At 63.3% G+C, this 12,603-nt stretch carries 13 protein-coding genes; 3 read left to right on the top strand and 10 right to left on the bottom strand.

What is annotated here, in order from left to right:
• Positions 1-120 precede the first annotated feature (120 nt).
• From ILT44_RS16900 to ILT44_RS16855, 10 genes are all read right to left on the bottom strand, one after another.
• Positions 121-1,029, bottom strand: a complete 909-nt coding sequence (locus ILT44_RS16900; protein WP_204240775.1) for an allantoinase PuuE — start codon at positions 1,027-1,029, stop codon at positions 121-123.
• 44 nt (positions 1,030-1,073) lie between these two features.
• Positions 1,074-2,075 (bottom strand): succinylglutamate desuccinylase/aspartoacylase family protein, encoded by a 1,002-nt coding sequence (locus ILT44_RS16895; protein WP_204240774.1) that lies wholly within the window; start codon positions 2,073-2,075, stop codon positions 1,074-1,076.
• Position 2,076: 1 nt separating this feature from the next.
• On the bottom strand, positions 2,077-2,568 hold the full coding sequence (locus ILT44_RS16890; protein WP_204240773.1) for a VOC family protein: 492 nt from the start codon (positions 2,566-2,568) through the stop codon (positions 2,077-2,079).
• A 46-nt stretch (positions 2,569-2,614) separates the two neighbouring features.
• Complete coding sequence (locus tag ILT44_RS16885; protein ID WP_204240772.1) at positions 2,615-3,511, bottom strand: ABC transporter permease; 897 nt, start codon at positions 3,509-3,511, stop codon at positions 2,615-2,617.
• Complete coding sequence (locus ILT44_RS16880; protein ID WP_204240771.1) at positions 3,511-4,434, bottom strand: ABC transporter permease; 924 nt, start codon at positions 4,432-4,434, stop codon at positions 3,511-3,513. The genes ILT44_RS16885 and ILT44_RS16880 overlap by 1 nt, the downstream gene beginning before the upstream one ends.
• Positions 4,435-4,492: 58 nt before the next feature.
• Positions 4,493-6,076, bottom strand: coding sequence for an ABC transporter substrate-binding protein (locus tag ILT44_RS16875; protein WP_204240770.1), 1,584 nt, complete (start codon positions 6,074-6,076; stop codon positions 4,493-4,495).
• Positions 6,077-6,143: 67 nt separating this feature from the next.
• A complete protein-coding gene (locus ILT44_RS16870) occupies positions 6,144-7,388 on the bottom strand; it encodes an amidohydrolase family protein (protein WP_204240769.1) in 1,245 nt (414 codons plus the stop codon).
• A complete protein-coding gene (locus tag ILT44_RS16865) occupies positions 7,385-8,110 on the bottom strand; it encodes an SDR family NAD(P)-dependent oxidoreductase (protein ID WP_204240768.1) in 726 nt (241 codons plus the stop codon). The genes ILT44_RS16870 and ILT44_RS16865 overlap by 4 nt, the downstream gene beginning before the upstream one ends.
• Entirely contained in the window at positions 8,107-8,871 is a 765-nt protein-coding gene (locus tag ILT44_RS16860) for an SDR family NAD(P)-dependent oxidoreductase (protein ID WP_204240767.1), read from the bottom strand. The genes ILT44_RS16865 and ILT44_RS16860 overlap by 4 nt, the downstream gene beginning before the upstream one ends.
• A 114-nt stretch (positions 8,872-8,985) precedes the next feature.
• Positions 8,986-10,584: a GMC family oxidoreductase gene (locus tag ILT44_RS16855; RefSeq protein WP_204240766.1), complete on the bottom strand. Its 1,599-nt coding sequence runs from the start codon at positions 10,582-10,584 to the stop codon at positions 8,986-8,988.
• Positions 10,585-10,627: 43 nt separating this feature from the next.
• Here ILT44_RS16855 and ILT44_RS16850 point away from each other — a divergent pair, with 43 nt between their 5' ends.
• From ILT44_RS16850 to ILT44_RS16840, 3 genes are read left to right on the top strand one after another with little or no spacing between them, the layout of a single operon-like run.
• Positions 10,628-11,041 carry a hypothetical protein gene (locus ILT44_RS16850; RefSeq protein ID WP_204240765.1) on the top strand — a complete coding sequence of 138 codons (414 nt, stop codon included), beginning with the start codon at positions 10,628-10,630 and terminating at the stop codon, positions 11,039-11,041.
• A complete protein-coding gene (locus ILT44_RS16845; protein WP_204240764.1) occupies positions 11,042-11,446 on the top strand; it encodes a RidA family protein in 405 nt (134 codons plus the stop codon).
• The gene (locus ILT44_RS16840) at positions 11,446-12,588 is read left to right on the top strand and encodes a DegT/DnrJ/EryC1/StrS family aminotransferase (RefSeq protein WP_204240763.1); all 1,143 of its coding nucleotides are present in this window, start codon (positions 11,446-11,448) and stop codon (positions 12,586-12,588) included. The genes ILT44_RS16845 and ILT44_RS16840 overlap by 1 nt, the downstream gene beginning before the upstream one ends.
• Positions 12,589-12,603 lie beyond the last annotated feature (15 nt).

Raw genomic sequence — 12,603 nt, 5'->3', positions numbered from 1 at the left:
ATTGTCTAACAACATACATCGCATGCTGGCTCTGTCAACGCCGGCTTGCGATGGACTAACATGCGCCCCGCCACCATAGGTTTCCCATGAGAATGGGTGAGCGGTCTCCGCCTCTCCGCTCTACCGGTTCGGCGGAAAAGTCTCGATCCAGTGGCGGGCGATGTCCGCACGGCGGCAGATCCAGGCATCCTCCGTTGCCTGGACGTAATCCATGAACCGCGCAAGACCGCCGATACGGGCCGGATGCCCGAGAAGGCGGGGATGAATGCCGACTGACATCATCTTGGGAGAGGTTCGCCCTTCGGCTCGCAGGACATCAAAGGCATCTCGCAGGATCGTGAAGAAGTCCTGGCTAGTGAGACCGCCCGACAGGATCTTCACGTCGTTGGTGACAAGGGAGTACGGCACGACCAAATGAGCGTGGCCGCCCACGTTGACCCAGAATGGAAGATCGTCCGCATAGGAGTCGCTGTCATAGAGGAAGCCACCCTCCTCGATCAGGATTCGGCGGGTCCACTCGCTTGGAGCGTAACGGCAGTACCAACCGAGGGGACGTTCGCCGGTGGTACGGACGAGCGAAGTCACGGCTTCCCTGATCATGCCGCGTTCGGTCTGCTCGTCGAGGAGATAATGCTCGATCCAGCGCAGGCCATGGCAGCATACATCCCACCCATTGTCCCGCACGAGCTGAGTGACAAGGGGATTGCGTTCGAATGCAACAGCGCACCCGAAGGCCGTCGCCGGCAGTCCGCGCTCTGTGAACTGGCGGGCCACCCGCCATATCCCTGCGCGGCTGCCATACTCGTACATGCTCTCGGCCGACAGGTCGCGGTTTCCAACGGGAACCCGCGCGGCTGAAACCTCCGTCAATGCCCCTTCCGAGCGGCCGTCCCCATCGCCAATGGAGTATTCCGATCCTTCCTCGTAATTGATGACGAAATTCACGGCCACGCGGGCCCCGCCCGGCCATGCAGCATCCGGTGGTGTGGGACCATAGCCGACGAAGTCGCGCTGCAGATTTTCTATCATGTCGCCTCCCTTGGGAGAGGGCGGCGTTACCGCCGCCATCACTATCAGACGCGCGGCCCCTCGACCTTGTTGAAGAAGCAGCACCAATCGCCCGTGGTGACGTTCGGAAGCGCACGGAGACCGAAGATCATGCCGTCCGCGGGCGCATGAAGCGTCGTAAGTTCGTCGCCGAACAGATTGACGATCGTGCCAATCTTGTCGCCCTTCTTCATGGGAGTGAGAAACTTGATGTCCGGTTCGGGCAGGAAGAGCCCGGATTCTGGTGCCAGAAGCGCTTCCTGCACACCCTTGGTGCGATTTTCATCGTACTTCGCCTCGCCCGGAATCATCCGATAGTGGCGCATCACGTTAAGGATGGCGTCCGCTAGAACCCGGCCCACCTTGGCGAAAAGATCAGGCGACGTGTGCGATCGGCCGCCATACTCGACGGTGATCCCGACCTTGCCAGCTTCAGCCATCGCGGCCATTGGACTGCCCTTCGGATTGAAGGACGACATCATGCAGCCCCATCCGGGCCCCATCGCGGTTCCGAGTTCGACCGATTCCGGACGTTCGTCCGTGAACATGGCCGGTGCCAGGAACGAGTGGGCTCCGCCGGAGTGAATGGAGATCTCCATGTCGGCGACCCTCGTCATCCACTCGAAATGCGCATAGGCCACGCGCTCCGACAGATAGCCGTTCGGCCGTCCCGGATAGATCCGGTTCATATCGTAGCTGAAGGTGTCAAGCGGGTTGCCGCGCGAAGCCGCCTCATAGGCGGGGACGTTGACCACAGGAATGAGCACGAGCGTCCCCGACAACTCTTCCGGCCTGACCTCGCGCATGAGGTGCTGACAGCAGAGGGGGCCCTCCGGCTCATCGCCGTGAATTGCACCGTTCACCCACAGGACAGGTCCGGGCCGCGTGCCATTGATGACCACGACCGGGATTTCGAGGGCTCCCCCGCCGGCGAGCGTGGTGACCGGAATGGACCCGCGGACCGTCCGGCCGGGTTCCGCCCTGGCGCTACCCACTTCGACGGTTTTCAGGTCATGCGTCGTATTCATGTTAAATTCCCTTTACAGCATTGTACTTCGCGAGTTCTTCAGGCGTGTAGACCTGCATGAACTCGATCTCGATTCCACCGGCGTCGTTGTCGAGAAAGGCCACATAGCCTTCCGGATGGGGATGGCTCCCAAACACTTTGCAGGCTTTGCACTCGCGCAGGTTCGCTCCGTTCTTCTGCGCGTGGTCGAGCGCTTTTTCAATGTCGTCCACCTCGTAGCAGATGTGGTGGAGGCCCTCGCCGCCCCTCTCCCTGATCCAGCTTGCGAAGCGGCCGTCCGGATCCATCGATTGACAGAGCTGGTACTCGACTCCGCCGAGATTGAAGAGCGCCACGCGGTTGCGTGATTTCTCGTAGTCGATGACTGGTGCGTCAGCCGGGACGCACAAGAACTTGGAATAAGCCTCAAGTGCCTTCCTGGCGTCGTTGACGGCGAATGCCATGTGCTTGAGGCCGAGGATATTAGGGTTGTCCGACTTTACAGGTGCGTTCACGATGGTCCTCCGGTTGGTTGGGTTAGGTTGGGGTTGTCGGGTTGGCTCATTTGTTGCGCGCGCGAGGATCGAGCAGATGGCTCAGACGGTCGCCTATCAGGTTGACAGACATGACGGTCAGGAAGAGTGCGAGGCCTGGAAAGAACATCATCCAGGGCGCGTAGCGCATGTAGTCGCGGCCGTCGTTGAGCATGGCGCCCCATTCGGGAGCCGGCGGCTGTGCGCCCAGTCCGAGAAAGCTGAGCGTCGCCGTTGAAAGGATCGCGTCGCCGAGATTGAGAGTCCCGAGAACGATGAGGGTCGGCATCACGTTCGGCACAAGATGGCGGACCATAATGTGGCGCCCGTTAGCGCCGATCGCGCGCGCGGCATCGATGTAAAGCTGCTCCTTGACCACGAGCACGGCGCCGCGAACGACACGCGCAAACCGTGGAATCTGCGCAATGGCGACGGCGATTACCACGTTGACGAGCCCTACACCCAGGACAGCCACGACGAGGATCGCCATCACGACTGACGGAAAGCCGAGGAGGACATCGATGGCGCGTGATCCAATCGCGTCCACACGTCCGCCGCGATAGCCCAAAAAGATTCCGATGGTGCTCCCGACGACGAGCGCCAGCAGGACGGTTGCCATTCCGACTGCTAAGGAGTAGCGCCCGCCCCAGACAATCCGGGAGAAGATGTCACGGCCGTGCAGATCCACCCCGAGCCAGTGAATCGAATCGGGCGCAGAAAGGCGCGCGCCGACATCAGTCTCTGTGGGATCGAAGGGTGCAATGAAGGGAGCCAGGATCGTGCAGACCACGAGGACGAGGAGAATGGCCACGCCCGCGGAGGCGCCCGTATGACGGGCGAAACGCCGTATGAAGCGCAGCGCGCGCTGAGACCGCGTCAGGTCGCTCGTCACGAGGGGGGCTGCCACCGGGAACGGCAATGTCATCATGCCCTCCCGACCTGGACACGCGGGTCGATCAAGCCATAGAGAAGATCCACCAAAAGATTGACGAGAACATAGGCGGCGGTCGTGTAGACGACGAGCGCCTGCACGAGGGGGAGATCCTTGTTCAGGACGGCCTCAACCAGCATGGTGCCGAGGCCCGGCCGCGCAAACACGTTTTCCGTCACCACGGCTCCCCCGACAAGGACCGCGATCTGGATCCCGAGCAAGGTGACGGGCGGGATCATCGCGTTGCGTAGAGCATGCTTGAATGCGATCTTCGCCCAACCGAGTCCCTTCGCCCGAGCCGTGCGGATATAGTCTTGCCCCATGGCGTCGATGATCGACGACCGGACCAGTCGCGCGAAGCCGCCGGCGATGAAAAGCCCGACCGTGATCGACGGAAGGACGAGCGCAGCGAGTCCGCTGCCGACGATCGGAACCCAGGCCAGGGTCATGCCGAAGACGTAGATCAGCATCATGCCGATCCAGAAGCTCGGCAGCGATACTCCTGCCAAGGCGACGAGCATGCACAGGGTGTCGATCCAGGTATTGGGCTTCAGGCCGGCCACCATGCCGAGGAGGAGACCGGCCCCGAGGCCGACGACGAGTCCTCCCGCCGCGAGTTCGAGGGTCGATCCGGCCTGTTCGGAGATCATGCGGGTCACCGGTTGCCGAGACCGGTAGGACTCGCCGAGGTCCCCCCGCACAGCCCTCCCGAGAAAGGTGACGTACCGTTCCAGGAAGGGACGGTCGAGCCCGAGCCGGCGGCGCTCGTTCTCGCGCACCTCCTGCGAGGCGGGGACACCTGCGAGCATCAGGTTCACCGGATCGCCGGGGATGAGCTGCATTACCCCGAACACGATGGTCCAGGTGACGAACAGGATGGGAATGACGCCGAGAACCCGGCGGAGGGCATATCGCATTGGATCCAGACTTTTGTGGGGCCGGCCCGCGGGACCATCCGGGGCCGGCGCGGTCGGGTCAGTTCGCCGGGCGGACGTCGTAGAGTCGGACCTGCCAGTTACCCGGCGCGAAGCGTGCACCCACGACCTTCTTGCTTGAGGCGATTGTCTGGATCTGATCGTGGATCGGCATGAAGACCGCCGCATCCATGATCATCTTCTGCGCGTCCGCATAAAGCTTCGTGCGCTCCTCCAGGGAGGCCGCCGTGCTGGCGGCGGCCAGGACCTTGTCGAGTTCCGGGCTTTTCCAGCGCATCCAGTTGAATTTGAACTTGCCGGGTTCCGGGATATTGCCCGAGTCGAAGGGAATCCGCAGCACGGAGGGATCATTGTAAACCCAGCGGATGCCCCCGACGTCGTATTGGTTGTTGATGATGAGTTCGTCCTGCTTCGCCTTGGTGACGTTCTCGACCTTGAGGTCGATGCCCACCCGCTTCAGGTCGGCCTGAAGCGCGACCGAGGTCTCCGGCTCAAGCAGGGTCGGATAATAGATTTGAAGCGGTTGCCCGTCCTTCTCTCGGATGCCGCCTGATCCCATCTTCCAGCCGGCCTCCTCCAAGAGCTTGCCGGCTGTTTCGCGGCTGAACTTGTAGTACTCCTCGACGCCCTTCCAATAGGCTGGCGTGGAGGGCGCGATCGGCCCCCAGGCCGCCTTCGCGTATCCGAAGAACAGGTTCTGCGACAGGCGGGACCGGTCGACCGCATACATGAAGGCCTGCCGTACCTTAATGTCCTGCAAGGGACCGCGAGACACGTTGAACATCAGCGAGAAGGGTACGCCTGAGGCCACGCCCGTCATGGTGTCGTACTTGCTGGAATCGCCGAGGCGTCGCATGTCAAGCGGCGGCGTGAGATCGGTATAATGGACCTCGCCCGACTCAAGCGCAGCCACGCGGGTTGCCGCATTCGGGATGAAGCGATGAATGATCCGCGCGACTTTGCTCGGTCCCTGGGTCGAGTAGAAGGGCGCGCCCCACTTGTAGTCCGGGTTGCGTTCGAGCACGATCTGCTTGTTCTTTTCCCAGCTCACGAACTTGAAGGGGCCGGTTCCCACGGGCGCTTGCGCGAATCCGGTCCCGCCGAGCTTCTTCACGGCCGTCGGACTGACGATGGACAGCTCGTTTTCGCTGAAACTGTCAATGGCGGTCGGGAAGGGTCGCTTGTATCGAATGCGGATCTCGTAAGGCCCGAGGATATCGGAACCCTCATAGGGTCCGATCATGTCGATGGCGCCTTGCGATCCCGTCGCAGGATCCACGATGGTATCGAAGGTGAACTTCACCGCCTCCGCATCGAACTTCGTGCCGTCATGGAAGGTAACGTCGTCGCGGAGCTGCAGGACGACGGACTTGTTGTCCGGCGCCATGGTCCAGGATTTTGCGAGCCCTGGATACTTCTTGTTGTCCGCATCGGCGCTGACCAACTGGTCGAAGACCTGGGCGATAACCTGCTCTTCGTGGCGCGATTGGGTCACCCTCGGGTCGAATGTGACGTCGGACGTGCTGTCGTCCGCAAACACAATCGCGAGATCTCCGGCCTGGGCGAGCGCCATGACCGGGGTGAGGCTTAAGGCCAGCGCCGTAGTCCACATCAGCTTACGCATTCTATTCCCCATTATTCCCTCTGGTGGTTCGGATCGCGAACGCCCGCTCTTGATGTCAGGTCGTCCCTCAGGCAGCCGGTGCACGCACCTCCCGCCCTCCTTTGAAGACCCGCAGATTCTCCCTTCTTCGCAGGACGCTGATGTCGACGAGCGGATCGCCGGACACGAGGACAATGTCTGCGAGCTTGCCTGCAATCAGACGGCCCGCGTCGATCTCCAGGATATCGGCACCCGTGGCAGTCGCCGCGCAGATCGCCTCGAGCGGCGAATAGCCGCCTTCGACCAGAAGCTCGATCTCGCCAGCATTTGTGGTGCCATGTTCGAGCATGAAGCCTGCGTCCGAGCCGGCGGCCACCTTCACGCCCGCGCGGCGGGCGCGGTCGAGACGCTCCCACATGGCCTTCTCGGAAAGCTCTGCCCAGCGCTTTGAGCCTCGAGGCGTCTCGGGGTCCGCGGCCGCGGCCGCAGAGGAGGTCTTGTTCACCAGAAGGGTCGGCACGAGATAGGTGCCCCGCTTCACCATCAGCTCGAGAGTGGCGTCGTCGATCCAGTGGGCGTGCTCCACCGTATCGCAACCTGCCTCGATGGCGGCGCGGAGGGGCGGCCCGCCGGAGGTGTGGGCGCCCACATGGACGCCCTGCTCGTGGGCCTCCTCGCAGGCGGCTCTGATCTCATCGATATTCATTTCGAAGCGATACGGCTTCGTATCGGGATCCTTGCGGAACGAGACGCAGGGATTGAGTTTGATGAAGTCCGCCCCGCGCTTGAGCTGAGCGCGAACGCCGGCCCGGAATGCTATCGGGCCGTCGCACGGATAGGTCATGTCGAGGAAGGACGCGTGGTCGCCCCAACCGGGCTGGTCCATGTGGCCGCCCGTGACGGTAAGGCCCATGCCGCACGCCTTGATGCGCGGTCCCTCCACATAGCCCCTGTTCACCGCATCGCGGAGGTCGATAATCGTCCCTCCCGGCGCATGCATGTCCCGCACGGATGTGAAGCCGTGCAGCAGCGTATTGCGGGCATTTTCAGCGGCCCGCAGGGCGACGAGCGGATAGGACATTTCGACGAGCTCGGCCCGGAAGGCGCGCTTGTCGGGACTGCCGCTGTAGGAGAGATGCACATGGACGTCCACAAGTCCCGGGATTGCAGTCGCCGCGGGGGCCTCGATCACCCGCGCTCCGTCCGGCATCCCGATATCGGCTGAACGTCCGGCGGCCACGATGCGCTCACCCTCGATGAGGATCGCTGCATCCCGAATAGGCCCCGACCCTGTCCCGTCCACCATTTGGCCTACTCTGAGAAGAGTTCTCATGCTGCGATGCCTTTCTGGCGGAGCTCTACGACAAGATCCCAGGCCCGCACGTGGCGATCGTTGAGCCCGCTCGCGTCCTGACATGCCAGGTGGACGAAGGCCGGCGCGAGCTCGCGAGGGTCCTTCCAGATCTTTCGCTTCTCCGCGTCGTATGTGGTTTCGCTCATGGCGGTATGGACCGGGTGCCCCGGCGTGATCGTGTTGACCGACACGTTGTAGGGGGCGAACTCCACCGCGAGCGCGCGGGAGAAGCCTTCGATGCCGAATTTCGAGGCGCAATAGGCGCTCTCGTCATTGCCGCCCCTCACGCCGGCATTGCTGGATACATTGATGATCGCACCGGCTCGGCGAGCCTTCATGCCGGGTGCCACGGCGCGCACGCACAGGAAGGGTCCGCGGAGGTTGACGGCCTGCAGCCGGTCCCAATCCTCGACACTCGTCTCCTCGACGGGTTTGAAGAAGATGATGCCGGCATTGTTGACGAGAATGTCGATCTGCCCGGCATTGCGCTGGATGCGCGCGAAGGTGGCAGCAACCTCGTTCGCGTCCGCCAGGTCCATCCGCATCGCCTCGACACCGGGCAGGGTCGCGACTTCGTCGCCAAGCCGGTCCAGTGCGTAGACACGGGCCCCATGCGCCGCGAACTCGGTCGCAACGGCTCGGCCGATCCCACGGGCAGCCCCCGTCACGACCGCAACCTTCCCGGCGAGGCGATCCTTCATGTTGCAACCCTCCCGCCATCCACCAGCAGACCGATGCCGGTGATGAAGGACGATTGCGACGAGGCCAGGAACAGGACCGCGTCGGCAATCTCGTCGCCGGTTCCCATCCGCCCAAGGGGAGTGATCTCCCGCCAGCGCTGCTCGACCCCGGCTGGATCGGCCGCCAGGTCCCGGTTTCGGCGGTTCATGTCCGTATCGATGACACCCGGGTTGATGGCATTCACGCGGACGTTCCGACGGGAATACTCGACCGCGAGGACGCGAGTCATCGACATGATGGCGCCTTTGGAGGCTGCATAGGAAATGTTGCCGCCAACATTCGCGAAGGCACTCACGGACGAATTGTTGACGATGGTTCCGCCCCCTGCCCGCAGCAGCGCAGGGATGGCGTGCTTGCACCCGAAGAAGACGCCCTTCAGGTTGATGGCGATCACGCGATCGAACAACTCCTCCGTCACCTCCGTGGAAGGGGTAACGGGCTGCTCGATTCCAGCGTTGTTGAAGATCGTGTCGAGGCGGCCGAACGTGTCCTCGGCAGCCGCGACGAGCGCCTTGACGTCCGCTTCCCTTGAGACGTCGCAATGCCGGTAAACGATACGGCCGGGAAGTTCGGACGCTTCCTGCACCAGCGTCGCGCCTCTCTCGTCTGAAACGTCACCGACGACGACCGATGCTCCCTCACGTGCAAAGGCGAGCGCCGTGGACCGGCCCATGCCGTTCGCTCCTCCTGTCACGATGGCGACTTTGTTCTCGAACCGCAACGTGCCCCACTCCTCAAGTCTGGAAGACAGTATCACTGTCTACTTGTATTACAAGAAGATTCTTGTAGCATCTGTGCGGGCAAGGGTGCTACTTGCCGGAGGGCGCCGATGGACTTACTGGAGGAAGGTCGCAGCGATGCTGTCCGCGGTCCGCAGCGCGAGCGCCTGGGCCGTCGCAGTGGGATTGATGGCCGCCGACGTCACGAAAACGCTCGCATCGGTAATGTAGAGATTCGGCACGCCATGGCAGCGCCCGAACGGGTCCACCACCGAGCGCGCCGGATCTTGGCCCATCCGGGCCGTGCCCATCAGGTGGAATCCCGCCTCCGCCCGCAGCGGGGTCCGATCGATTGCCGTTGCTCCCGCCTCGCGCAGGACCTCCTCGGCGCGATCCATGCCGAAATCGAGGATGCGGCGGGAATTGTCGGACAGCGTATAGATCATTTTCGGAGCAGGTGTGCCGTCGCGGTCGACGAGGGTTTCGGACAGGGTAATGCGGTTCCTGTCCTCGGCGAGATCCTCTGCGCAGACCGTCAATCCGCAGATGCGGTCGAAGCGCTCCTCAAAGGCGGCATGGTGCGCCTCGCCCCAAGGCAGCATGGAGCCGGCCCCTGCGCCGCAGGCCAGGGCGACCGGCGCCGGACCGCCGGTCAGCTGCAGTTTGAGGCCGCGCACGAAATCGCGTTCGGGCCGGGTCGCATAGAATTCGAAGGACACGATGCCCGCTTTCTCGCCGGCTGCCCACGCGCCCATGGCCTCGGGAAACAGCCCGTCCACCCGCGCATAGGGATGCAGCATCAGGTTCCGGCCGACGAGTCCGGAATCGTTCCCCAATCCGTCCGGGAACCGTTCAGAGCGCGACAGAAGCAGAAGATGCGGCGTTCCCATGCCGTTGGCGGCCAGAACGAAGATCCGTCCTTCGACCCGCAAGGGACCCTCGTCCGTCATGCAGAGCGCCGCCGTCACACGTCCATCCGCATCGTGCTCCAGGCGCATCACGCGGGTGCGGGTGAGGAGTCGCACGCCGTTTGCGATCGCGTCATGCATGTAAGCCTGGTCTGCGCCCGATCTGATTCGGCTGGGGCAGCCGAGATCGCAGGGGCCCGCATGGGTGCAGTGGACGGTTGCCGGATCGTCCGCTTCGCGGCCGACCACGAGATCGACAGGCCACCAGTGCCAGCCCAACCGGTCGAAAGCTTTCCCGAAGCGGCGGCCGTGTGCGCCGATGGTCGGGAGCGTCAGGCCGTGCTCGCCCCGCGGCGGCGCGGACGGATCGCCCGGGACGAAGGCCGTCCCGAGGCGCTTCTCGTTCTCCTCGTAGTAAGGCGCCAAGTCGTCGTAGCTGATCGGCCAATCGCTCCCGATGCCGTCGAGCGTCGCAATCCGAAAATCCTCCGGGCGGAAACGCGGCACGTGAGCGGACCAGTAGATCGAGCCGCCGCCGACCGCATTGCCGATCATCGGCTTGATCGGACTATCCACGTCGTCGACGGGTGCGTCGTCGCGTCCACGGCGTATGTTCGGATTGGCGTGAAGTGGCCCGGCACGACGCAATTCATAGTCGGGCTGGTCCCGCCTGACCTCATCATAGGCAAACCAGTCTCCGCGTTCGATGCTGACGACTTTGAGCCCAGCCTGAGCGAGGCGCCAAGCGGCGGCCGCACCGGAAGGACCAGCTCCAACAACGACGACCTCGGTCGAAATCGTTTCCATCGCGCGTCCTCGTGAACAGATTATGGAAGAGGAAAATGCAGGAATGCAAGATGCGAGCATGACAGAAATGGGGAGTGGTATCATCTGCGCTTTCATGGATGCCTTGATTATGGGCGACGTGCACTGGCCATGTGCATCCGCTGCCGTTCAGGACGTCTCCCGCTTCCTGGTGCTTCTCTCGAACGATGACCGCCGGTGGGTCGCCTTGCAGGCTGCCTTGCTCTGCGAGGCTGCACCGTCCATGCGGCAGATCCAGCTTAGAACACTCGAACGGAACGAACCGACCGTGTTCCGACGGGTGCTCGCGGCCTTGTACGGTGCCTATTACACGGCGCCCGATGTGATCGCGCGGGTCCATGAGCTCGCAGCCGCGAGCCCTACGGAGGCCTCGCCGGTTTTCGACCGCACGTTGCTTAACACCGTCATTCAAAAGCAGCCAGGACAGAGGAGATTGTAAATGACTGCGCAGACCACCATCCGTCTCGACAGCCCGCCCGACGTGGCTCGCGCCACAACCTATGAGCACGCCGCTCGCGCCGGCGACTTTGTCTTCGTGGCCGGTCAGGTCGCTCGCGACGAGAACAATCAATGGGTGGGCGTTGGCGACGCCGGCCAGCAGGCTGCGCAGGTCTACCGCAACATCGGACGGATCCTTGCGCATTTCGGTGCAAACCCTGCTGATGTCGTGAAGATCAATACGATCATGACCGACCGGAACGACCGCGACGCCGTGACGGCCGAACGCCTCAAGTTCTTTGGAGATCATCGGCCCCCGCATACGGGCATCATCGTCAATGGCCTCGGTTCGCCGGAAGTGAAGGTCGAGGTCGAGGTCATAGCCTATTGCCCGCAGGTCCGCTGATGTCTGTCCCCTTTTACGACCATGCCAAACTGTACATGGCGCGCAAGGACGCGATTGACGCTGCGATCCAGCGTGTTCTCGCGAGCGGCCGCCTCGATTGGGGCGATGAGGTTCCGGCCTTCGAGGGGGAATTCGCCGCATGGATCGGCGCGACCCACGCCGTGACGGTCGGGTCGGGCACTGCTGCCTTGAAGGTTGCGCTCCTCGCCCTTGGAATCGGGCGTGGCGACGAGGTGATCACCGTGCCGAATACCGATGTGGCGAGTTCCTCCGCCATCCGGTTCACCGGGGCGGATGTTGTTTGGGTCGATGTCCACCCCCTCACCCGCACCATGGATCCTGACAGCTTCGCGGCGGCCATCACGCCGCGCACGCGGGCCGTGATGCCTGTGGATCTGTTCGGCCATCCGGCAGACCTCGACAGAATCTTGGCCATCGCGCACCGGCACGGGATCGCGGTCGTCGAGGATGCGTGCATTGCCCTGGGAGCAACCTTGGACGAACGGAAAATCGGCGCCCTATCGGATGTCACGTGCTTCAGCTTTGCGCCGACGAAACACCTTGGCGCCTATGGAAGCGGCGGCGCCTGCCTGACCGAGGACGCGGAGCTGGCAGAGCGGATGAGCAAGATCTCCGGTTACGGACAGCAACGCTCCCGCCACCGCATGGGCGGCCCGGGATTCCTGCCGCAAGGCCTGCATCATGAAACGGACGGTCTCAATGAGAGGCTCGACGAGCTTCAAGCCGCCGTCCTGCGCGTGAAGCTGAAGGATCTCGATGCGAATCTCACGGCGCGGCGCGCGCAGGCGGCGCGGTACGAGGCTCGCCTGCGAGGCAGCAGGATCAATCCGCCCAAGGTCGCTGAAGGCGTCGGGCACGCCTGGCGGAACTACGTCATCGAGGCCGATGATCGCGATGCGGTGCGCCGATCACTGGCGGCATCGGGCATCACCACAAGCCTCTCCTACGCTCCGCCGATGCATCTCCAGCCGGTCTATGCCGACCTGAACCTAGGGCGTGGATCATTCCCCGTCTCAGAGCGCATCTGCGACCGTCTGATCGGCCTTCCCATCGGACCGCATCTCGATCTTGAGCAGATCGACGCTGTGGCCGATGCCCTGCTCCGCCCTCACGACGGCTGAGGGCAGGGCCGGCGC

Origin of the sequence: Microvirga arvi (assembly GCF_016892765.1) — a bacterium.
Lineage (GTDB): Bacteria > Pseudomonadota > Alphaproteobacteria > Rhizobiales > Beijerinckiaceae > Microvirga > Microvirga arvi.
Note: the sequence above shows the minus strand (reverse complement) of the source record. Positions and strands in the feature narration are given on the sequence as shown.